Below are 23,817 nucleotides of genomic sequence, written 5' to 3'. Positions count from 1 at the left end.
CACATTGCTTGCCATCATTAGCTTAATGATCTTCAAAAGCGAAGCATACCAATCGTTCCTAGCACACTTTAATGCTCTTCATTTTAGAAAAACCTCGATATAAAAAAGCCCGCTCAAATGAGCGGGCAATGAGGTTGTCATGTAAGCCCTGATTAATGAGCTTACTGATTTTTATCTGTTACGCGTCTAGACTCGCTTTCACTTTAGCGTGTAACTCTTGAACCGAAGTTACTGACGCTTTTGCGTCTGCAGTATGAGACATACATGTAGCGAACGCTGCATTCAGTGTCGTTGTGTAGTTCACTTTTTCTGCCAGTGCACCACGGCGTAGAACTTTCGAATCTTCAATCGCTTGACGACCAGCAGCCGTGTTTACGATATAGGTGTATTCGTTGTTCTTGATGCGGTCAAGAATGTGTGGACGACCTTCGTGTACTTTGTTTACCAAACGTGGGTTAATACCCGCTTCGCCCAGAATTACAGCAGTACCGTGTGTCGCATCCAACTGGTAACCCAGTTTCACTAACTTAGAAGCTAGGTCAACAACACGCTCTTTATCACCTTCACGTACAGACAGTAGCGCACGACCACCTTCAGGATAAACCGCACCACAACCTAGCTCTGCTTTCGCGTAAGCTTCTGCGAACGTTGCACCCACACCCATTACTTCACCTGTTGAGCGCATTTCAGGGCCCAATAGAGGGTCAACACCAGGGAATTTGTTGAACGGCAGAACCACTTCTTTCACTGAGTAGTAAGGAGGGATAATCTCTTTAGTAAAGCCTTGTGACTCTAGAGATTGACCCGCCATTACACGTGCAGCGATTTTCGCTAGAGGAGCGCCTGTCGCTTTCGATACGAATGGTACCGTACGAGCAGCACGAGGGTTCACTTCAATTAGATAAACGTCGTTGTCTTTCACAGCAAACTGCGTGTTCATCAAACCGCGTACACCGAGTTCGAATGCTAACTTCTCAACTTGCTCACGCATCTTGTCTTGAATTTCCTGACTTAGCGTGTATGCAGGCAGTGAACATGCAGAGTCACCAGAGTGAACACCCGCTTGTTCGATGTGCTCCATGATACCGCCGATAACGACGCGTTCACCGTCACAGATAGCATCAATATCAACTTCGGTTGCATCATCCAAGAAACGGTCTAGCAGAACTGGAGACTCGTTCGATACGCTTACTGCTTCGTTGAAGTAGCGACGCAGGTCTTGCTCATCGTATACGATTTCCATCGCACGACCACCGAGTACATAAGATGGACGAACAACTAATGGGAAGCCAATTTCTTTCGATTTCTCAACCGCTTGCTCCATCGTTGTTACTGTCGCGTTTTCTGGCTGAAGTAGACCTAAACGGTCAACAGCGGCTTGGAAGCGTTCACGGTCTTCCGCACGGTCGATAGCATCTGGGCTAGTACCAATGATTGGCACACCAGCCGCTTCTAGAGCACGAGCCAGTTTAAGTGGCGTTTGACCACCGTACTGAACAATCACACCTTTTGGTTTTTCAACGCGAGCGATAGACAGTACATCTTCCAGAGTTACTGGTTCGAAGTACAGACGATCAGACGTATCGTAGTCAGTAGATACCGTTTCTGGGTTACAGTTAACCATAATGGTTTCGTAACCGTCTTCACGCAGCGCAAGTGATGCATGGACACAACAGTAATCGAATTCGATACCTTGGCCGATACGGTTTGGACCGCCACCAAGAACCATGATCTTATCTTTGTCTGTTGGGTTTGCTTCACATTCTTCATCGTAAGATGAGTACATGTAAGCCGTGTCAGAAGAAAACTCTGCTGCACATGTATCCACACGTTTGTAAACCGGATGAATATCAAACTGCTCACGAGCACGGCGAATTTCACTTTCAGCGACACCAAGCAATTTAGACAAGCGAGCATCAGAGAAGCCTTTGCGTTTCATCTGACGAAGCACTTCTTTGGTCAAACCTGCGTAGCCGCCCGCCTTGACTTGTTCTTCGAGTTTTACAATTTCTTCGATTTGAACCAGGAACCAGCGGTCGATTTGAGTCAAGTTGAACACACCGTCGACTGACATACCCGCTCGGAATGCATCGGCGATGTACCAGATACGCTCTGCACCTGCTTCTTTAAGTTCGTGACGAATCTTAGTCAGTGCATCTGGCGCTTCCAGATCGACCATCTCATCAAAACCAGTTGCGCCAACTTCTAGGCCACGCAGTGCTTTATGAAGAGATTCTTGTTGGTTACGACCAATCGCCATTACCTCACCAACCGATTTCATCTGAGTTGTCAGACGATCGTTTGCACCAGCAAATTTCTCGAAGTTAAAGCGAGGGATCTTAGTTACGACGTAGTCGATAGTTGGTTCAAATGACGCAGGTGTTGCACCACCTGTGATGTCGTTTTGTAGTTCGTCTAGCGTAAAGCCAACGGCCAGTTTCGCGGCAATTTTCGCGATTGGGAAGCCTGTTGCTTTTGATGCTAGCGCAGAAGAGCGAGATACACGTGGGTTCATCTCGATGATGACCATACGACCATCTTTCGGGTTGATACCAAACTGTACGTTTGAACCACCTGTTTCAACACCAATCTCACGTAGAACGGCTAGCGATGCATTACGCATAAGCTGGTATTCTTTGTCAGTCAGTGTTTGTGCTGGAGCAACCGTGATTGAGTCGCCCGTATGGATACCCATTGGGTCAAAGTTCTCGATTGAACATACGATGATACAGTTGTCCGCTTTGTCACGAACGACTTCCATTTCGTACTCTTTCCAACCGATTAATGACTCATCGATAAGAAGTTCGTTGGTCGGAGATAAGTCCAGACCGCGACGACAGATTTCTTCGAACTCTTCTTTGTTGTACGCGATACCACCACCAGTGCCACCCATGGTGAACGATGGACGAATGATACAAGGGAAGCCAACCATATCTAAAACTTTGTAAGCTTCTTCCATGCTCTTCGCTGTATCTGCGCGAGGACACTCAAGGCCGATAGACTTCATCGCTTTATCAAAACGAGAACGGTCTTCCGCTTTGTCGATTGCATCAGCCGTTGCACCAATCATCTCTACGCCAAACTCTGCGAGAACGCCGTGCTTCTCTAAATCTAACGCACAGTTAAGTGCTGTCTGACCACCCATAGTTGGCAGAACTGCATCAGGACGTTCTTTCTCGATGATCTTGCGTACAACTTCCCACTGAATCGGCTCGATGTAAGTCGCATCTGCCATCTCTGGGTCAGTCATAATCGTTGCTGGATTAGAGTTAACTAGGATAACTCGGTAGCCTTCTTCGCGAAGAGCTTTACACGCTTGTGCGCCAGAGTAGTCAAACTCACATGCCTGACCGATAACAATCGGACCAGCACCAAGAATTAGAATACTTTGAATGTCAGTACGTTTTGGCATTATCTACTACTCCGAATTAAGCGCTGTGTTTTTTGATTAGTTCGATAAAGTGGTCAAATAGCGGTGCCGCGTCATGTGGACCAGGGCTCGCTTCTGGGTGACCTTGGAAGCTAAATGCTGGCTTGTCTGTGCGGTGGATACCTTGCAAAGAGCCATCAAATAGCGATACGTGAGTAGCACGTAAGTTTTCCGGTAATGTTGCTTCATCTGCCGCAAAGCCGTGGTTTTGCGAGGTAATCATCACAACGTTACGCTCTAAATCTTTTACTGGGTGGTTTGCACCGTGGTGACCAAACTTCATTTTCACCGTTTGCGCACCTGATGCTAGCGCCAGAATTTGGTGACCTAGACAAATACCAAAAATTGGCAGGCCTTTTTCTAGGAACACTTTGGTTGCTTCAATCGCGTAAGTACATGGTTCTGGGTCACCAGGGCCGTTTGATAAGAATACGCCATCTGGATTTAGTGCCAGAACTTCTTCCGCTGACGTTTCTGCAGGTACAACCGTTAAGCGGCAGCCACGGTCAACCAACATTCGTAAGATGTTGCGTTTTGCGCCAAAGTCGTAAGCGACAACGTGGTATGGCAGCTCGCTGTCATCTTTCGCCTCTGGAAGTCCACCTTCAAGCGTCCACGAACCTTGCTTCCATTGATACGCTTCTTTTGTTGTAACTTCTTTCGCAAGGTCCATTCCTTTTAAGCCTGGGAATTCTTTTGCTTTCGCTAGTGCCAAAGCTTCGTCTAGGTTGTTGCCCGCAACAATACAGCCGTTTTGAGCACCTTTTTCACGCAGGATACGAGTGAGCTTACGAGTATCGATATCAGCGATGCCAACGATATTTTGAGACTTAAGATAATCAGAGAGGGATTGTTCGTTACGGAAGTTAGAAGCGATTAGAGGAAGATCGCGAATCACAAGGCCTTGTGCATGAATGGAAGAGGATTCTTCATCTTCGGAAGTGGTTCCGGTATTGCCAATGTGAGGATAAGTGAGAGTGACGATTTGCTGAGAATAGGAAGGATCAGTGAGGATTTCTTGATACCCCGTCATCGAGGTATTAAAAACGACTTCACCAACGGAAAGACCATCTGCCCCTATGGACACTCCGCGGAACACTGTCCCATCTTCTAGGACCAACAGTGCTAATTTACCCAAGACAACCTCCAGAATAAAAATGCAAAAAAAATAAATCAAACTGCAAACATGCCTTCCTTTACCTATAAAATCTACATAAATAGGTATTTCAGACAAATTGGCGGTATTCTAAAGTTGGACTCGAAACCTGTCAACCTACAATCAAAAATAAATGATTAATTTCTAGCGAGTAAGGTCATTTTGAATCAGTAAGGCCCAAAAAGATAACTTTTACATGCTATTACATAGAGAGGCATAGAGGTTTAATGAATTTTACAAATTTGAACTTTTTAGAGATCACAAAAAAGTATGAGTTTTTCACGCAAACGTTCACTCGACAAAAAAGACATTAGTTTTTAGACATCAAAACCCAAAATACCCACAAAACAACCAAAATAACGACAAAAGTAAGCACCAAAATACTTTCTGTTAGAATCATTTCATTTACAAATAATTCTATAGATATAAAAAAGCCGGCTACCGCCGGCGAATAATTATGTATTTAGAGTTCATTCAATCCCAAAACATCTGTCATGGTATAAAAGCCCGCTGGTTTGGCACTCAACCAAACAGCGGCCTTGACGGCGCCATTAGCAAACGTCATACGATCGGTCGCTTTGTGCGTTATCTCCACTCGTTCCCCGATATCAGCAAACATGGCTGTGTGCTCACCGACGATATCGCCAGCGCGAATTGTAGCAAAGCCGATCTCATCTTTAGTACGTTCACCTGTGATACCTTCTCGCGCATAGACAGCTACATCATTCAGCTTGTTGCCCATCGCACCAGCAATGGCTTCGCCCATCCCGATAGCGGTACCAGAAGGAGCATCAACTTTATGACGATGATGTGCTTCGACAATCTCAACATCACAGTAGTCGCCCATCACTTTGGCTGCTTTCTCAAGAAGCTTAAATACTAGGTTCACACCAACAGAGTAGTTAGGAGCCATGACAACAGGCACTTGCTTAGCGGCTTCGTCAATCAGTTCACGCTCTGCATCACTGAAACCAGTCGTCCCAATCACAATACTCTTTCCATGCTTCTTACACAGTTCAAGATTCGCCAACGTACTTACTGGGGCAGTAAAATCGATGATTACATCAAAATTATCGACGTCTTTAGCAAGATCATCCGTTAAGAACACATCGAATTTGCCTTCACCACAAAGTTCACCGATATCGACACCGACAAGTGAGGACTCAGGTCGTTCTGATCCCGCGCTCACTGTCGCCTCTGGGTTAAGGTGTGAAGCTTTAACCAAATTACGGCCCATTCGGCCTGCTGCTCCTGCGATTGCAATACGAACCATTGCGCTTTCTCTCCTTCTCTGGATAACGAGGTTTGCTCTCGTTCTCTCGTTTCGCTTAATCTGTTTAAACTAACAACATACCGTGGTTACCACAAGCAAGTTCATCAGGCTTAAGCGAACTCTTTTACGACACGCTCCAAGATAGGCACGTTCGCTTCAGGAAAGGCATAGTTACCCAATTCTCTTATCTCAACCCAGCGACCTTCTTGACCTTCTCGGCCGTAAGGCTCATTACTGAACTTAGATACCGTAATAAAATCAAACTTAAGTGATTTGTCTGGATAGTCATATTCCAAATGCTCGAAAAGGGCTTGCTCAGTAACTTCAATTCCTACCTCTTCTTCAAGTTCTCTTGCTAGAGCATGTTCAATACTTTCTCCTGACTCGACTTTCCCGCCGGGAAACTCCCAAAACCCGCCTTTATGCTTGTCGTCTGGACGCTTTGTAATAAAAATTTTTGATTTGTCTTGGTTAAAAATAATAGCCGCGACTATGTGAATTCTTTTCATAGGGGTTCCTAACTCTCAAGCCGTTACACTTCAACGGTCTTTGAATCTCTAAAACTATCCGATGCTATCAAAACTTATGAAATTCGACAGCCACAGAATTTGCTTAAAAAAAGAGCCGCCTAGGCGACTCTTTAAAAAATTATCTGACTAATACGTTAGTCGATTTTGCCGTGGCACTGTTTATACTTCTTACCACTACCACAAGGGCAAGGCTCATTGCGACCTACTTTGCGTTCATCACGTACCATTGGCTGACTTGAACCTTCTTCAGATTCTTCACCTTCAGAAAGAGGGTTTTGTGCTGCTGCGTGTTGCGCTTGAGCACGACGAGCGGCCTCTTCAGCTTGCGCACGACGTTGCTCTTCCATACGTTCAACTTCTTCTTGTTGCTGAACTCGAACGCGAGATAGAACAGTAATCACATCAGTTTTCAGCGCTTCTAGTAGACCTTCAAACAGTTCAAACGATTCACGCTTGTATTCCTGTTTCGGGTTCTTCTGCGCATAGCCGCGTAAGTGAATACCCTGACGCAAGTGATCCATTGCTGCCAAGTGCTCTTTCCAAAGCGTATCCAGAGTTTGAAGCATAACCGATTTCTCGAAGTTACGAAGCACTTGGGCACCCACCACTTCCTCTTTCTCTTTGTACACTTCAACGGATAGATTGATGATCTTCTCGCGTAGCGCCTCTTCGTAAAGCTTATCGTCTTCTTCAAGCCATTGCTTCACTGGCGCATCAAGATCGAAGTCTGCTTTCAAGCGCTCTTGCAGACCTTCAACGTCCCACATATCTTCTAGTGATTGTGGCGGGATGTACTCATCAATAACCGCTGTTAGCACATCTTCACGGTTTTGCTCGATCATACCGCTGATGTCTTCAACGTTCATCAATTCGTCGCGCAGCTCGTAGACAACCTTACGCTGATCGTTCGCCACATCATCGTATTCTAGTAGCTGCTTACGGATATCAAAGTTACGACCTTCCACTTTGCGCTGTGCTTTTTCAATTGAGCGAGAAAGCATTTTCGATTCAATAGCTTCACCTTCTTCCATACCACTTTGAATAAGGCTCGCCATACGATCAGAAGTGAAAATACGTAACAAAGAGTCTTCCATAGATAGGTAGAAGCGAGATGAACCTGCATCTCCTTGACGACCAGAACGACCACGTAGCTGGTTATCAATACGGCGAGATTCGTGGCGCTCAGTACCAATGATGTGTAGACCACCAGCATCTAGTACTTGATCATGTACCACTTTCCACTCTGCTTTAATCGCATCGATTTGTTCTTGAGTTGGGTTCTCCAAAGCTTCCACTTTTGATTGCCAACTACCGCCAAGCACAATATCCGTACCACGACCGGCCATGTTGGTCGCGATAGTTACCGCACCAGGCATACCCGCTTCAGCAACAATTTCCGCTTCCTTTTCATGGAATTTCGCATTCAATACGTTGTGTTTGATCTTCGCTTTCTTCAATGCGTTAGAAAGAAGTTCTGATTTTTCAATCGATACTGTACCAACCAATGTTGGCTGACCTTTCGCAACGCGCTCTTTGATATCTTCAATGATTGCAGCAAACTTCTCAGCTTCGGTACGGTACACCACATCCGGCATATCGTTACGAATCATTGGTTTGTTGGTTGGGATAACCACCGTTTCCAAGCCATAAATAGATTGGAACTCAAACGCTTCAGTATCCGCAGTACCTGTCATACCAGACAGTTTTTCGTATAAGCGGAAGTAGTTCTGGAAGGTAATCGAAGCCAAAGTTTGGTTTTCGTTTTGAATCTTAACGCCTTCTTTCGCTTCTACTGCTTGGTGAAGACCTTCAGACCAACGACGACCTGGCATTGTACGACCAGTATGTTCATCAACAATTACTACTTCACCTTCGTCAGTAACGATGTAATCAACGTTGCGCTCAAACAACACATGAGCACGCAAAGCGGCATTCACGTGATGTAACATGCTGATGTTAGTCGGAGAGTAAAGTGTGTCACCCTCTTCCATAAGACCATTTTTCACCAACAGTTCTTCAACGTACTCTTGGCCCGTTTCTGTGAGGTATACTTGCTTTGATTTCTCATCAACAGTGTAGTGACCATCACCACGATATTCTTCAGAGTCTTCTTTGTCTTGCTTTTTAAGATGCGGGATCAAAAGGTTGATTCGGGTGTATAGCTCAGAGCTATCTTCAGCAGGACCAGAAATGATTAAAGGGGTACGAGCTTCATCAATTAGGATTGAGTCCACCTCATCGACAACTGCAAAGAAGCGTTCACGTTGTACGCGATCTTCGCTACGGAAAGCCATATTGTCACGAAGGTAGTCAAAACCAAATTCATTGTTCGTTCCGTACAAGATGTCAGCTTGGTACGCTTCTTTTTTCTCTTGAGGAGGCATGTTTGGCACGTTTACGCCAACAGTCATACCTAAAAATTCAAATAGAGGGCGGTTTGTCTCTGCATCACGTTTAGCTAGATAATCGTTCACTGTTACAATGTGAACGCCTTTACCAGCCAGGGCATTTAGGTAAGCAGGAAGCGTTGCCGTCAGCGTTTTACCTTCACCCGTACGCATTTCAGCGATTTGACCCGCATTTAGAACCATACCGCCGATAAGCTGGACGTCGAAGTGGCGCATACCGTAGACACGCTTAGATGCTTCACGAACCGTAGCAAAAGCTTCTGGAAGTAGTTTATCAAGAGTTTCACCTTTCTCTAGGCGCTCACGGAATTCAACCGTCTTTGCTTTTAACTCTTCATCACTTAGAGCCTCGAATGTTGGCTCATAGTTATTAATTTCTTTTACAATTTTTCTAAGGCGGCGCAGTGTTCGGTCGTTGCGACTGCCAATCACTTTTGTCAGTAGCTTAGTTATCATTTTTCGTGAATCTCTCTTTATTCAGACCGTTCCCGATCTACTCATAATGCCTTCAGTCTCTGCCAGTTTGGAACTAAGAATACTGAGATAAATCATTTATCAAAGATATTGAGTTCAAACATCCATATTTCAAGGCTAAGTTTTGAAACAATGTGGCTTAGTGTAAGGATTTTTAATCGATACAACCATAAATAGACGTATTTGTTTGAAGCACTCTGAAGTTTTTACTTAAAGTGGTGACTGATTAGCCGATATTGCATACCGCAATATGTGTAATCCATCCAGAACAAACTTTGCTTTTTACCTTGCTACATTGTAAAACTGAAGCTAAAGACGTTAATGTAAACTATACCTTGATAGAAAGCTGCTCTAGAATAGCTATATCTCAACAAAATTAGATTTTACCTATGCGTGATCACCGTCCAACCTCGACTGAAGATGTTATTGCTGAGTCACAGTTCAAGCAGATTCAAGAACATGCTGGAGAAATCTTACAGCTTAACCAAGCTTTGCAAGAGGTCTTACCCATGGGGACGGCCGATCATTGCCGAGTAGCGAATGTTCGTAACGGCCATCTATTGATCGATGTCTCTAGTGCCGCAATCAAAATGAAGATCGATTACGATCGCCTCATGATCCTAAATAAACTTCGTACTCAAGGCTTTGCCAAGCTGATGAGCGTTGAAGTGAGGATCAATCCTTCACTATATAGAAACCGCTTTCAACAAGACGACAGACCTAAGCGTCCACCACTAACAGAATCTGCAGCAAAGTCATTAATGACGATTGCCGACATGGCGCCACCTAAAATTCAAGAGCGTTTAAAACGATTAGCCGATATGGCAGAAAAGGAAGATCGTAAGTGAACGTTATTTCAATATGCTGAAAGCTTGAATGTTATTGATAAGTCGAAAATTAAAGCCAAATAGCAAAAAACCAGGCATAAGCCTGGTTTTTTATTAATTCTAATGCCAAGTATTTACGCAAGCACCATATTTGGTTCTGCGAATGCTACTGGTGAGCCGACTTCTTCTTCGAATGTAGTCCACTCCCACGCTTCCTGATCTGCAAGAACAGCACGTAACAGTTGGTTATTTAAACCGTGGCCAGATTTAAAGGCACGGAATTCACCAATGATTGGGTGGCCACACATGTAAAGGTCACCAATCGCATCCAACACTTTGTGAGTCACAAACTCATTTTCAAAGCGTAGACCTTCTTCATTAAGAATACGGTAATCATCCAAAACGATAGCATTGTCAAAACTACCACCCAAAACTAGGTTTTGAGATTGTAGATATTCGATATCACGCATAAAGCCAAACGTACGTGCTCGAGAAATCTCACGAACAAAGCCTTTTGACGAGAAATCAAACAGCAAACGTTGCTCGTCTGATTCAATCGCTGGGTGATTAAACTCTATTTCGAAGTCCATACGGAAGCCGTTAAATGGTACAAATTCTGCCCATTTATCACCATCGTCAAAACGAACTGGCTTTTTGATACGGATGAAGCGTTTTGGCGCATTTTGCGTTTCGATACCTGCTTGTTGTAGCAAGTATACAAATGGGCTTGCACTACCATCCATGATCGGAATTTCAGGTGCGTCTACTTCGACAACAATGTTATCGATGCCCATACCAGCAAGTGCCGCATTCAAGTGCTCAACAGTTGAAATACGCACACCTTCATCGTTTACCAATGCAGTACAAAGCATGGTGTCACGAACCGAAGCTGGATCAGCTGGAAAATCTACAGGTGGATTTACATCTGTACGACGGTAAATGATACCTGTATTTGCAGCAGCCGGGCGCAGAGTAAGTGTGACTTTACGACCAGAGTGGAGACCCACACCAGTTGTTTTCACTATTTCTTTCAGAGTACGTTGTCTGATCATCTGCTTGCCTCTCAAAAATTTGCTACAAAACACGGCCGTCTGTAACGTCGACCGTGAATGCTACCATAATTTTGAGCCATGTCAAATTTATGGGTTAAAGATTAATCAGCCTGACGACGCAAAAATGCCGGTATATCTAAATAACCACTTTCCTTTTCTTGCTTTGGAGCCGCAGAACTTTGGCTCGACGAAGCTGGAGAAGAAGGAGCAGTGTTTGTCGGCCGAGGAGTTACCTGTGGCTTCTCTTGCACTTGATTATTTTGCAAGGTCTGTGCCGGTTTTTCTTCAGCTTGCGTTGCCGCTGCTTGTTGCTGTGGTTGAGCTTGCGGCGTCGGTGCCACTTTCGCTTTACCACCCGCAACTAGCGTGATATCTGGCTTTTTCTCATTACCAATACCTGTCGCTACAACTGTTACGCGGATTTCGTCAGTCATATCAGGGTCTAGAGAAGTACCGATAACAACAGTCGCATTGTCAGAAGCGAATGCCTTCACTGTATTACCAACCGTCTCAAACTCGTCAAGACGCATATCCAGACCAGCAGTAATATTGACAAGAACACCACGAGCGCCCGCTAGATCGATGTCTTCCAGAAGTGGGCTAGAAATTGCCATTTCAGCCGCTTCTTCAGCACGGTCTTCACCTTTGGCGATGCCGCTACCCATCATTGCGTGACCCATTTCAGACATTACAGTTCTTACGTCCGCAAAGTCGACGTTGATCATGCCAGGGCGAGTAATTAGCTCAGCAATACCTTGAACGGCATTCTTAAGAACATCGTTAGCGCTTGCAAAAGCTTCTAGTAGTGTTACACCACGACCAAGTACTTTAAGTAGCTTTTCGTTTGGAATCGTGATCAAAGAGTCAACATGCTTAGAGAGCTCATCGATACCTTGCTCAGCAAATGCCAAACGCTTTTTACCTTCAAAACTAAACGGTTTAGTTACTACCGCTACTGTTAGAATGCCAAGCTCTTTAGCCACTTCCGCAATAACAGGCGCTGCACCAGTACCGGTACCGCCACCCATACCAGCTGCGATAAACACCATATCGGCGCCAGTCAGGGAATCTTTAATTCGATCTCTGTCTTCGAGAGCTGCGTCACGGCCAACCTGTGGATTAGCACCTGCACCCAGACCTTTAGTGATATCACCACCGATCTGAATTACATTGCCAACGCTTGTCTTACGAAGTGCTTGCGCATCAGTGTTGACGCTGATGAATTCCACACCTTCGATGGATTCACGCACCATGTGTTCAACGGCGTTACCACCGCCGCCACCAACCCCAACGACCTTGATTACTGCATCGTCAGACATTTCCATCATCGGTTCAAACATGTGTTGTCTCCGTTTATCCTGCAACTCAGGTTAAAACTCTTTTTGTATCCAGTTACGCAATTTATCGAAAAAGCCAGTTACAGATGAGCGTTTAGGTTCATTATAATCGCTATCGTCGCTAGACTGCATGTCTCTTGCGTAATGAAGTAATCCAACTGCCGTAGAATGGTACGGCTCTTTTACATAGTCAGTTAATCCGCTGACTTCGAGCGGTTTGCCGACCCTTACTTGATTGCGGAATACGCGTTCCGCACATTCTACCACTCCGTCCATTTGCGCAGCACCGCCGGTGAGTACAACTCCCGCAGCCAGATGGTGCTTGATACCCTCTTCGCGCAATTTTGCTTGTACAGAGTCGATAGTTTGGTTAACCAGTCCCATAAGCTCAGAGTAGCGTGGCTCAATCACTTCTGACAACGTTTGACGTTGCAGGCTACGTGATGGTCGTCCACCTACGCTTGGTACATTAACCGTGTCATCCTTACTGACCAGTTCACTCAAAGCACAGCCATATTTGACTTTTATTTCTTCAGCATCGCTCACTGGCGTGCCAAAAGCAAAAGCAATATCACTGGTTACAGCATTTCCTGCGTACGAAAATACTTCTGTGTGACGTAACGCACCGCCAGTCCAGATGGCCACATCCATCGTGCCGGCGCCAATATCAACCACACAAACTCCAAGCTCTCTTTCATCCTCGGTGATTACTGCATTACTAGCAGCAAGCCCAGAAAATACGAGTTGTTCTACTTTAAGGCCGCAGCGTTCTACCGCCTTAATAATGTTGCGTGCCATGTCATTATGGCATGAGATAAGGTGGACACTCACTTCCATTCTTACCCCAGATAAACCAAGCGGATTTTTGATTCCTTCTTGGTAATCAATGGTGAACTCTTGCGGGATCACATGAAGAATTCGCTGTTCATCACCGATTTTAATCGATTTTGCGGTATGGATAGCGCGATCCATGTCTTCTTGAGACACCTCTTCATCAGAAATCGTGCCCATACCTTTTTCAATTCGGCTTGCGATATGCTTACCAGACAACGAAATGAAGACTCGGCTGATCTGGCACTCTGCCATTAATTCAGCTTGATCAATTGCACGTTGTACTGATTTTACAACCGACTCCAAATCATTCACGCCACCTTTATCCATGCCGCGTGAGGGGCTACTACCTGCGCCAATAATATTAATTTGACCGTCTGGTAAAACCTCACCCACTAGAGCCGATACGGTTGCAGTGCCTATATCAAGACCAACAATAATGTTGTCATCAGCGGCCTTAGTCATCTGTACTCTCTTCTAACTCTTGTTCAGGAAACCAACCAACTGCGGCTCCTGTATCGTACCTAAGATCGATATAACTGATTCTTTGCGTGTCACTGCCAAGCTTGTTATAGAGCTTAAAAAAGCGCTCTATACGCTCAAGAAGAGACTCTTTACCGAGCTCTAATCGAATACCGTTATCAAGGATGATTTGCCAAGCTCGTCGCTCGTTTAATACCAGAGACGATATCGCTAAACCCAATTGCTGAAACTTAGGACTCAAATCACGGTAAGTCTGTAAGACTTCCGGTCCGCTATCTTTGGGTCCGTACAGCTTCACTTTTTCTTCTTGCAACAGAGCAACATCTCCATCAAAAACGAACCCGTTTTTATCTAACAGTTCGTTGCCATTCCAAATGGCTTCTGGTTGATGCTCCGTCAAAAAAACTTTTACTGTATCCGGCCACTGCTTTCGGATTGCGGCATGCGCTACCCATGGCAGAGCTTCGACACTTTGCTGTAATACATCAATATCCTGGGACATAAATGTACCGATGTGATCAATTCGACTAAATGCAGCCTGCACATCGTCAGCTTGGACATACTCCAGTTTCCCCTGAAGTACTATTTTGGAGAGAGGTAACCTTTGGTCATCCCACATCCAACTGATCGCCGCGTACAAAACAGAACTAATTAAAGTCACAACCACAACGAAAAATAACGCACCCAAGATTTTTTCTTGGCGACCAGGGTTGTTACCCGTATTTGGTCGCTCGTCATTCAGTGCAATATTCAACAACGTCTTCGTTTCCTGACTTTTGTCGTGTACTTTTTACCCATATAATTACGCAGAGGTAAAAGTCTTGACTTTAACCTTGGGATTATACTGAGCTCTTGTAAACTATCAAACACTGATAGCAATAAATCACAATGATATTGACGCAAAATCGAGATCTGAGTCTTTATCTGTCCTTCGCATCAACAATATGTGTCAGCCAAGCATCTTGTTTATATTCAATTTAAGACCTGCCAGCTGTTTCGCCACTTTACCAATATCACCCGCACCTTGCGTTAAGATTAGGTCGCCGTCTTGTATAACGTTAGCTAAAACTGAAGGTAATTGCTCGATTTCTGGAACAAAAATCGGGTCTACCTTGCCTCGGCTGCGAATTGTGCGACATAAAGCGCGCCCATCAGCACCTGCAATCGGCTTTTCACCCGCTGCGTAAACATCCAGCATGATCAATACATCCACCTGTTCAAGCACATTCGCGAAATCATCGTACAAATCACGAGTACGGCTATAACGGTGCGGTTGGAAAATCATCACCAAACGCTTGTCTTGCCAACCACTGCGTGCTGCATTAATGGTTACATCCACTTCTGTTGGATGATGGCCGTAATCATCAACAAGCATTGCATGACCGTTGCCAGTATCAAACTCGCCAAGGTGATCAAAACGTCTTCCCGTACCTTGCGTACCAGCCATTGCCTTTAGGATCGCATCGTCTTCAATGTCATCTTCAGTAGCAACCGCAATCGCAGCAGACGCATTCAATGCATTGTGACGACCTGGAATATTCAGCGTGATATCTAAGTTAGCTCGCCCTTTACGTACTACCGTAAATTTGCCTTGCTGCCCCTCTTGACGATAATCTTCAATACGTACGTCGGCATCTTCAGAAAAACCGTAAGTTATCACTTGACGACTAATACGTGGGATTAACTCTCGAACCACAGGATCATCAATGCAAACTATTGCTTGGCCGTAAAACGGTAGATTATGAAGGAAATCGATGAAGGTTTGCTTTAAGGTTTCAAAGTCACCACCATAGGTATCCATATGATCGGCTTCGATATTGGTAACAATGCTCACCATTGGTTGCAAGTGCAGGAATGACGCGTCACTTTCATCTGCCTCTGCAATTAGAATACGACTCGAGCCTAGACGCGCATTTGTACCTGCGCTTTTCACCAAACCGCCATTCACAAACGTTGGATCAAGACCGGCTTCAGAATAGATTTGAGTAACAAGAGCGGTCGTCGTGGTTTTACCGTGTGTACCCGCAACGGCAATACCGTGACGGAATCTCATCAATTCAGCCAACATCTCTGCGCGGCGTACAATAGGGATACGTAATTCACGTGCCGCCATCACTTCTGGGTTTTCTTCGTTGATCGCCGTTGACACAACAACCACACTGGCTTTTTCTACATTACTGGCTTGATGACCAATAAATACCGTCGCACCTTTTGATACCAAACGCTCTGTCACAGCGTTCTCTGATAGATCAGAACCTGTGATTTGGTAGCCTTCGTTCAACAGCACTTCTGCAATGCCGCTCATGCCCGCACCACCAATACCGATGAAGTGGATGGATTTCACGCGGCGCATCTCTGGCACCATTGCGCGAATCTGAGCTAAGTCTTGTGTATGTTGGATTGTCATCAATTCTATTCTCAATAATTCGGTTAACGCTTTTCGGTCAAAGCGACAATGGCTTGTGCGACAACTCGGTCAGCATTCAATTTTGCAGCGCCACGCGCTTGCTCAGCCATTGTAAGTAAAGCTTGGCGATCCAATTGTTGGATCTGCAGAGTCAGAGACTCAACGGTTAAATCTGGTTGTTCAATCATTTTCGCCGCGCCGCAATCCACCAAGTGGTCTGCATTAAGTGCTTGCTGGCGGTCTTTGTGCATGAATGGAACAAAAATAGCGCCTACACCTGCCGCCGAGACTTCAGATACGGTTAACGCTCCAGAGCGACAAACTAAAAGGTCAGCCCATGCGTAAGCTTCTGCCACGTCATCAATGAATTCCATTACTTCTGCATTTACCACACCATTAGCTTGGTATGCTGCATTCACTTCTTCGGCGGCACCTTTGCCCGCTTGATGACGAATACAGTAATCTTCGCCCAATTTCGACATCACTTCTGGCAGAGTTTGGTTAAGAATACGTGCGCCTTGGCTGCCACCCATCACCAAAATGCGAATTGGACCTTGGCGCTCTTGCATGCGCTCAGTTGGCGCTGCTAATTGAGTCACGTCTTCACGAACTGGGTTCCCAACCACTTCGGCATTTGGAAAAGCGCCGGGGAAAGCCTGAAAAACCTTCTTAGCGATTTTCGATAACCATTGGTTCGTTAAACCTGCTACTGCATTTTGTTCATGCAGAACAACAGGAATGCCACTCATCCAAGCGGCAATACCGCCCGGGCCGCTAACATAACCGCCCATACCAAGCACTGCGTCTGGCTGCCAGCGTTTCATGTGAGCACGAGCCTGCATAATGGCATTGATAATTTGAAATGGTGCTGCAAGAAGACGTTTAACGCCTTGACCTCGTAACCCTTTCACTTTGATAAAGTCGATTTCAATGCCATGTTTTGGCACCAAATCCGCTTCCATTCGATCCGCCGTACCTAACCAACGGATCTCCCAACCTTGTTCTTGAAGCTGTTTTGCTACCGCCAAACCTGGGAATACGTGACCGCCAGTACCACCAGCCATCACCATCAAACGTTTATTTTGTTTCATTAGCTTGTTGTTCTGATTGTTGTTGCTCGCGTTTCAAGCGGCATTCGTAATCGATACGCAGTAGTATGGACACTGCGACGGACATAATTATTAGACTAGAACCACCATAACTGATGAGTGGAAGTGTTAAACCTTTAGTTGGAACAATACCGGCGGCAGCTCCAACATTAACCAAGGTTTGAAACGCAAACCAAATACCAATTCCGAAAGCCAGATAACCTCCGAACATTTCGCCTTCTTCAAATGCACGCTTGCCGATGTAAACCGCTTTTAGCACCAAGCTAAAAATCAGCATTAAGACCAGCACTACGCCTACGAAACCAAGCTCTTCAGCAAGTACGGCAAACACAAAGTCGGTATGCGCTTCCGGTAGATATTCCAGTTTTTGAATTGAGTTACCGAGACCTTGACCGAACCATTCACCACGACCAAACGCCATCAAAGACTGAGTCAACTGATAGCCACTGCCAAATGGGTCTTCCCACGGGTCAAGGAAGGAGGTTACTCGTCGCATACGGTATGGCTCGACGAGAATCAAACCTACCACAGCGCCGATACCTGCCACCATCAAGGCGAGAAACTGGGTTAGTTTTGCACCTGCGATAAAAAGCATGCCAAACAGCGTGACCAGCATCACGACGACCGTCCCCAAGTCTGGCTGACCAAGTAGTAATACTGCGAAGAAGGCAAACACCATGATTGGCTTCATAAAGCCACCAAAGAACGTTTGTCGTACTTCGTCTTGCTTTCGAACTAAGTAACCAGACATGAAGATAAACAGCGATAGCTTCGCGACTTCCGCTGGCTGAAGGTTAAACAGCCCAAGGGGAATCCAACGAGACGCACCATTAACCGACTTACCCGCCAAGAGCACGATGATCAACAGTGCGAAAGAAGCCCAAAGTAAGTAATGGCTCTTCTTAAACCACTCTTGCAAAGGCACTTGCAAAATAACAGCGGAGGTCCCTAACGCCAGCACGAGAAACGTCGCATGACGAAACATAAAGTGGAACGGCTGTTCCGTTAATCGAGAGCTGATTGGAAATGATGCAGAGGTTACCATGACCAAACCAGTCAACATCAAACCCAGTGCAATCCACACTAACTGACGATCAAACATCGCCTCTGGGGCTGGATGCTTGAGCCAATTGCCAATACTGCGTTTAACGTTACCTAAACCCACGAAGTGTGTAACCTTTAATTATGCATATTTCTGAGCAAGAGCAGCGAAAGCATCACCTCTTGCCATAAAGTTGTCGAATTGATCAAAGCTAGCACATGCAGGAGACAGCATCACCATATCACCTGGTTTTAACTGCGAAGATACTTGTTGAATCACATCTTCCATAGTGTCGAAACGTATTGCAGATTCATGCAGTGGCATAAATTCATCGCCATCAGCGCCAAAGCAACACAGTTGCAAGTTAAGCGTCGCGAAGATCGGTTTTAATGGCGAGAAGTCAGCACCTTTGCCAACACCACCAACGAGTAAGTAGAGCTTGCCTGTCGATTCCAAACCAGATAGCGCAGCCATAGTGCTGGCAATATTAGTTGCTTTAGAGTCATTCACCCATTTGACGCCTTGATTATCCGCAACCACCTGGCATCGGTGTGTCAGTCCCGTGTAATTTTTAAGTGCATTCAATGCTTTGTGATAGTTTACGTCCGCAGCTTTTAATAGCGCTAAAGCAACCAGAGCGTTAGATAAGTTGTGCTTACCAACCAACTTAAGCTCATCACTTGCGACAACTCGTTGACCGTGATCGAGCAGCCAAGTACGGTTGCCATCCACCTCGAGACCAAAGTCCTGATTGTCGCTGCCAAATGTCACCAATGGCATCTCTGCGTCTGGGAAGGTTTCTTGATCATCACGGTTCACGACTGCAAGAGCAGCATGGTTAAAAATACGCAACTTAGCTTGTCGATAGTCAGACATGCCTTGATAACGATCCATATGATCTTCAGAAAGATTCAGAAACGCAGCGGCTTTGAGCTTTAAGCTTGACGTCGTTTCTAACTGGAAGCTCGAGAGTTCGAGTACATATAGGTCTGCGTCTTGTTCTAACAAATCCAGAGCAGGCACACCGATGTTACCACCAACGCCAACATCCAAACCTGCAGCCTTAGCCATCACACCTGTGAGGTCGGTTACTGTGCTCTTACCGTTTGAGCCCGTAATCGCAATTACGGGTTTCTGCACCGCCCAAGCGAATAACTCGATATCACCAACTACTGCCGTACCTTTTGCTAAGACGGCTTGGATCTCTGGTGTCGCTAGCGCAATACCAGGGTTGGTCACGATAAGATCCGCGTCAGAAAGCCAGTCCGTATTCCAACCACCACTATGCAGTTGAACACTTTCCGGCAAGCGCTCTGCACCTGGAGGGTTTACACGAGTATCAATGACTTTGACCACAAGTTGTGGCTGATTTTTTCTTAGGTGTTTAACGACAGAGAGCCCGGTAATACCGAGCCCTACGACGACAACACTATGTATGTTTTGCCAACGTTCCATATTTGATCACACTGTAAATCTTGTTCTTGGAAAGCGCGATTAACGCACTTTCAATGTCGCAAGACCAATCAGAACAAGAACCATAGAAATAATCCAGAAGCGCACGATTACGCGAGGTTCTGGCCAACCTTTCAATTCGTAGTGGTGGTGAATTGGTGCCATACGGAAAATGCGCTGACCACGTAATTTGTAAGAACCTACCTGTAGGATGACTGATAGCGTTTCCATCACAAATACGCCACCCATGATCACCAACACCAACTCTTGACGAACTAGAACAGCAATGGTGCCCAATGCCCCGCCAAGCGCTAGTGAACCTACATCGCCCATGAACACTTGTGCTGGGTAAGTGTTAAACCACAAGAAACCAAGGCCTGCACCTACGATTGCTGTACATACGACAACTAACTCAGAAGCATGTGGTAAGTATGGTATATGAAGGTATTCAGAGAAGTTAACGTTACCGGTCGCCCATGCAATAACCGCGAAGCCTGCTGCAACAAGAACCGTTGGCATGATTGCCAAACCGTCTAGACCATCAGTCAGGTTAACCGCGTTACTTGTACCTACAATGACAAAGTAAGTCAAAATGATATACATCAAACCAAGCTGCGGCATGATGTCTTTAAAGAATGGCACCACTAGCTGAGTTGCTGCTGTGTCTTTACCGTAAGCATACAATGCGAAAGCGACGACAAACGCGATCAACGACTGCCAGAAGTACTTCCAACGCGCAATCAAGCCATCGGTATTTTTGCGTACCACTTTACGATAGTCATCAACAAATCCGACTGCACCGTAGCCAAGTAAGACCGTAAGTACCGCCCATACGTAAGGGTTGGATAAGTCTGTCCATAGCAAAATCGTGATTGAGATGGCCGCTAAGATCATGATACCGCCCATTGTTGGGGTACCACGCTTACTAAAGTGAGATTCAGGACCTTCGTTACGCACTACCTGACCAATTTGCAGCATTTGCAAACGCTTGATCATGATTGGTCCCATCCATAATGACAGACCTAGAGCGGTTAATACGCTTAGGATTGCTCGAAAAGACAAGTATTCAAACAATCGGAAAAAAGACAGGTATGGCTGTAGCAGCTCGGCAAGCCAAATAATCATTAATAATACTCCTTCAAAGCAGCAGCGACTTCAAACATACGTGCACCGTTCGCTCCTTTCACCAACATCGTATGGTTTTCAGGAACGGCTTGGTCTAGATGCTGCTTGATGTATTCAATCATCTCTTGGTGCGTCTCAAAATGAATGCCTTGGCAAAGATCACTGATCACCTTGGCGTCTGCACCATATGTGAGAACATGTTCAAATTTTTGTGGGGCAGCATGTTCCCCGACTTGACGATGAAGTGCAAGACTTTCCTCGCCCAATTCCGCCATATTACCTAAAATCAGCCAGCGTTGACCTGGGAAAGCGGCCAATAAATCAACTGCCGCTTTCATGGCTGGTACGCTCGCGTTGTAGCTGTCGTCAATCAATTTTATCTTTTCGCTCAGCGCTTCAACCTCGACGCGACCTTTCACTTTGTTCAAATGTTTAAGGCCAGCACGAACCTCTTCTAATGTGGCTCCCATTCGTAACGCAATAATAGAAGCAGCGATCGCATTCGCAACGTTGTGTTGACCTATAATACCCAGAGACAGTTCAATTTCTTGTGAGCTTGCTGCGATATGTAAGTCAAAGCTTGCTTCACCTGCGGCGTTCAATACGATGTTAGAAGCGAAGAAGTCTGCATCAGTATTACTTTGTGAAAAAGTAATGACTTTCTTATCTGCTAACACTTCATCCCACTTGGCTTCACCATTGCTGTCTAGGTTAACAATCGCAATACCACCAGCTGAAAGGCCTTGGTAGATTTCACCTTTGGCTTGTTTCACGCCATCGATAGAACCAAAGCCTTCAAGGTGAGCGGCGGCTACATTGTTCACTAACGCGATATCTGGTTTTACTAACTGAGTCGTGTAAGCAATTTCACCTATATGGTTAGCACCAAGCTCAATCACGGCATAATCATCATCCTGCTGTGAGCGCAATAATGTCAACGGAACACCAATATCATTATTGAAGTTACCCGCCGTGAATAACACTTTGCCTTTCAATTGCAGGATACTCGCAACCATTTCTTTTACGGTAGTTTTACCGCAACTTCCGGTGATGGCAACGGTAGGTGTTTTGCATGCTTGATGCACCCAAGAAGCAAACTCACCCAATGCAAGTTTGGTATCCGACACCACAATTTGCGGCACATTCACATCTAAGCGTTTTTCTACGAGTAAAGCACCGGCACCTGCATCTACCGCTTGTTGGCAAAAGTTGTGCGCGTCAAAGCGCTCCCCTACTAACGCGACAAATAGAGCCCCACGATCAATCGTTCGTGTATCAGTAGAAACCGCGTCGATAAATAGATCGTCGCCGAATCGCTTGCCACGAGTGATGTCTGCAATTTGAGATAACGTTACTTTGATCATGAGGTCAATCCTAAAAGTTGCATTGCGGACTCGCGGTCGGAGTAATGAATCGTTTCGCCATTACGAATCTGATAATCTTCATGGCCCTTCCCTGCTAACAAGATAATGTCGTTTGGCGAAGCATTTTCAATGGCATAAGACAGTGCTTTGAAGCGGTCATGCTGAACAATCGCTTCAGCAGGTTTTGACAGCCCAGCTAACATGTCTTTCACAATCTGAACCGGATCTTCGCTGCGTGGGTTATCGTCAGTCAACACCACTCTGTCACCTAGACGCTCTGCAATTTCCGCCATCATTGGGCGCTTACCTGCATCGCGATCGCCACCGCAGCCAAAAATAGCCCACAGCTGGCCTTCACAATGAACTCGTAAAGCTTGCAGCGCTTTTTCTAAAGCATCAGGAGTATGGGCATAATCGACCACGACTTTGGCACGATCCTCAGTTTGGAATAACTCCATTCGGCCGAGTACAGGTTGCAGTTGACCTGCGGTTTCGAGTAACGCTTGTTTCTCTTTACCTAAGCTTAATAAGGTCGCAAAAGCGAGCATTAAGTTGGTTGCATTAAACTCACCAATCAAAGGCGCGTGCAATTCACCTGAGCCAAATTTACCATCGAACTTAATAGTAATCCCTGACTCCGCGTAACTGACTTCCGTCGCCCAAATTGCGCTTTCAAATTCAGTGTACGGCTTGAGCGAGACAGCGATCGCATTACTTAACTGCGACGCCCATTGATGACCGACTTCATCATCAACATTGATAATGGCACGTTCACATTGGTGTTGCGTGAACAACCCAAGCTTTGCATTGGCATACGCTTCCATCGTGCCATGATAATCTAAGTGGTCACGACTTAAGTTAGTAAACACGCCCGCCGCAAATGATAATGCTTTGACACGACCTTGCGTCAGGCCATGAGAAGATACTTCTAGCGCGGTGTATGTGGCTTGTTGATTTGCGAGAGAGGAGAGCGTTTTCTGAATTTCAACGGCATTCCCCGTTGTATTCGCAGCTTGTTGCAAGTTATTGAGGAAGCCATTTCCTGTTGTTCCCATTACCGCCGCTTTATGGTCAAGCAGTTCTAGCCATTGCGCTATTAACTGGGTAATAGTGGTTTTGCCGTTGGTGCCGGTGACACCAATCAAATCCATCTCAGGGTAAGCATAAAGCTTTCCAGCAATCGCGGATAAACGTTGGTCCAACCTATCAATGTAAATGACGGGAACATCATCAATGATTTCCACCGTACCATGTGTTTTGACATCGCAGGCTTGCGCCAGGGCTGCATTTGCACCTTGCTCAATTGCAGAGGCAATGAATTTACGCCCATCCACAACATGGCCAATCACTGCTACAAACGTGGTTCCAGGTTGAACTCTTCGGCTGTCGAGCTCCAATTCAGAAACAAGAACGGACGATAAGCTAGGGCAATCCACCCAAGGGGAAAGCAGCACGTCCATACTGATGGCTTTAGTCATATTTGTTCTCCGAGCTTTGGCTCAGGTTTTCTTAATTTT

At 45.7% G+C, this 23,817-nt stretch carries 17 protein-coding genes; 1 reads left to right on the top strand and 16 read right to left on the bottom strand.

Features of this window, described 5'->3' with window-relative positions; genetic code table 11:
• Positions 1–178 precede the first annotated feature (178 nt).
• The 5 genes from carB to secA form a co-directional block, all read right to left on the bottom strand.
• On the bottom strand, positions 179–3,412 hold the full coding sequence (gene carB / locus R7R78_RS08810) for a carbamoyl-phosphate synthase large subunit (protein WP_005381854.1): 3,234 nt from the start codon (positions 3,410–3,412) through the stop codon (positions 179–181).
• A 16-nt stretch (positions 3,413–3,428) separates the two neighbouring features.
• Positions 3,429–4,568, bottom strand: coding sequence for a glutamine-hydrolyzing carbamoyl-phosphate synthase small subunit (carA, locus tag R7R78_RS08805; protein ID WP_017821483.1), 1,140 nt, complete (start codon positions 4,566–4,568; stop codon positions 3,429–3,431).
• Positions 4,569–5,049: 481 nt separating this feature from the next.
• Entirely contained in the window at positions 5,050–5,859 is an 810-nt protein-coding gene (gene dapB / locus R7R78_RS08800) for a 4-hydroxy-tetrahydrodipicolinate reductase (protein ID WP_005381860.1), read from the bottom strand.
• A 110-nt stretch (positions 5,860–5,969) separates the two neighbouring features.
• On the bottom strand, positions 5,970–6,368 hold the full coding sequence (gene mutT / locus R7R78_RS08795; protein ID WP_005387387.1) for an 8-oxo-dGTP diphosphatase MutT: 399 nt from the start codon (positions 6,366–6,368) through the stop codon (positions 5,970–5,972).
• A gap of 155 nt (positions 6,369–6,523) precedes the next feature.
• Positions 6,524–9,253 carry a preprotein translocase subunit SecA gene (gene secA / locus R7R78_RS08790; RefSeq protein ID WP_225473423.1) on the bottom strand — a complete coding sequence of 910 codons (2,730 nt, stop codon included), beginning with the start codon at positions 9,251–9,253 and terminating at the stop codon, positions 6,524–6,526.
• 407 nt (positions 9,254–9,660) lie between these two features.
• Here secA and R7R78_RS08785 point away from each other — a divergent pair, with 407 nt between their 5' ends.
• Positions 9,661–10,119 carry a DUF721 domain-containing protein gene (locus R7R78_RS08785; protein WP_005381869.1) on the top strand — a complete coding sequence of 153 codons (459 nt, stop codon included), beginning with the start codon at positions 9,661–9,663 and terminating at the stop codon, positions 10,117–10,119.
• Positions 10,120–10,232: 113 nt separating this feature from the next.
• On the opposite strand, the gene lpxC is transcribed toward R7R78_RS08785, so the two are convergent.
• The 11 genes from lpxC to murE all read right to left on the bottom strand — a co-directional run bounded on the left by lpxC (position 10,233) and on the right by murE (position 23,778).
• Positions 10,233–11,150: a UDP-3-O-acyl-N-acetylglucosamine deacetylase gene (gene lpxC, locus R7R78_RS08780; protein ID WP_047102006.1), complete on the bottom strand. Its 918-nt coding sequence runs from the start codon at positions 11,148–11,150 to the stop codon at positions 10,233–10,235.
• Between the two features lie 101 nt (positions 11,151–11,251).
• Positions 11,252–12,490 (bottom strand): cell division protein FtsZ, encoded by a 1,239-nt coding sequence (gene ftsZ / locus R7R78_RS08775; RefSeq protein WP_225473422.1) that lies wholly within the window; start codon positions 12,488–12,490, stop codon positions 11,252–11,254.
• A gap of 30 nt (positions 12,491–12,520) precedes the next feature.
• Positions 12,521–13,783, bottom strand: coding sequence for a cell division protein FtsA (ftsA, locus tag R7R78_RS08770; protein ID WP_005372946.1), 1,263 nt, complete (start codon positions 13,781–13,783; stop codon positions 12,521–12,523).
• On the bottom strand, positions 13,776–14,558 hold the full coding sequence (locus R7R78_RS08765) for a cell division protein FtsQ/DivIB (protein WP_025768409.1): 783 nt from the start codon (positions 14,556–14,558) through the stop codon (positions 13,776–13,778). Before R7R78_RS08765 ends, ftsA begins: the two co-directional genes overlap by 8 nt.
• Positions 14,559–14,750: 192 nt before the next feature.
• The gene (gene murC / locus R7R78_RS08760; protein WP_005387395.1) at positions 14,751–16,208 is read right to left on the bottom strand and encodes a UDP-N-acetylmuramate--L-alanine ligase; all 1,458 of its coding nucleotides are present in this window, start codon (positions 16,206–16,208) and stop codon (positions 14,751–14,753) included.
• A gap of 23 nt (positions 16,209–16,231) precedes the next feature.
• Positions 16,232–17,299, bottom strand: a complete 1,068-nt coding sequence (gene murG / locus R7R78_RS08755; protein WP_031781122.1) for an undecaprenyldiphospho-muramoylpentapeptide beta-N-acetylglucosaminyltransferase — start codon at positions 17,297–17,299, stop codon at positions 16,232–16,234.
• Positions 17,286–18,482: a cell division protein FtsW gene (gene ftsW / locus R7R78_RS08750; protein ID WP_005372933.1), complete on the bottom strand. Its 1,197-nt coding sequence runs from the start codon at positions 18,480–18,482 to the stop codon at positions 17,286–17,288. The genes murG and ftsW overlap by 14 nt, the downstream gene beginning before the upstream one ends.
• Before the next feature lie 18 nt (positions 18,483–18,500).
• Positions 18,501–19,814, bottom strand: coding sequence for a UDP-N-acetylmuramoyl-L-alanine--D-glutamate ligase (murD, locus tag R7R78_RS08745; protein ID WP_017821485.1), 1,314 nt, complete (start codon positions 19,812–19,814; stop codon positions 18,501–18,503).
• Between the two features lie 39 nt (positions 19,815–19,853).
• The gene (gene mraY / locus R7R78_RS08740) at positions 19,854–20,936 is read right to left on the bottom strand and encodes a phospho-N-acetylmuramoyl-pentapeptide-transferase (RefSeq protein WP_005372931.1); all 1,083 of its coding nucleotides are present in this window, start codon (positions 20,934–20,936) and stop codon (positions 19,854–19,856) included.
• A complete protein-coding gene (locus R7R78_RS08735; RefSeq protein ID WP_213971586.1) occupies positions 20,936–22,300 on the bottom strand; it encodes a UDP-N-acetylmuramoyl-tripeptide--D-alanyl-D-alanine ligase in 1,365 nt (454 codons plus the stop codon). Before R7R78_RS08735 ends, mraY begins: the two co-directional genes overlap by 1 nt.
• On the bottom strand, positions 22,297–23,778 hold the full coding sequence (gene murE / locus R7R78_RS08730; protein ID WP_169628317.1) for a UDP-N-acetylmuramoyl-L-alanyl-D-glutamate--2,6-diaminopimelate ligase: 1,482 nt from the start codon (positions 23,776–23,778) through the stop codon (positions 22,297–22,299). The genes R7R78_RS08735 and murE overlap by 4 nt, the downstream gene beginning before the upstream one ends.
• Between the last annotated feature and the right edge of the window lie 39 nt (positions 23,779–23,817).

Source organism: Vibrio sp. 2134-1, from assembly GCF_033339495.1.
This window is presented reverse-complemented; position numbering and strand designations above follow the sequence as displayed.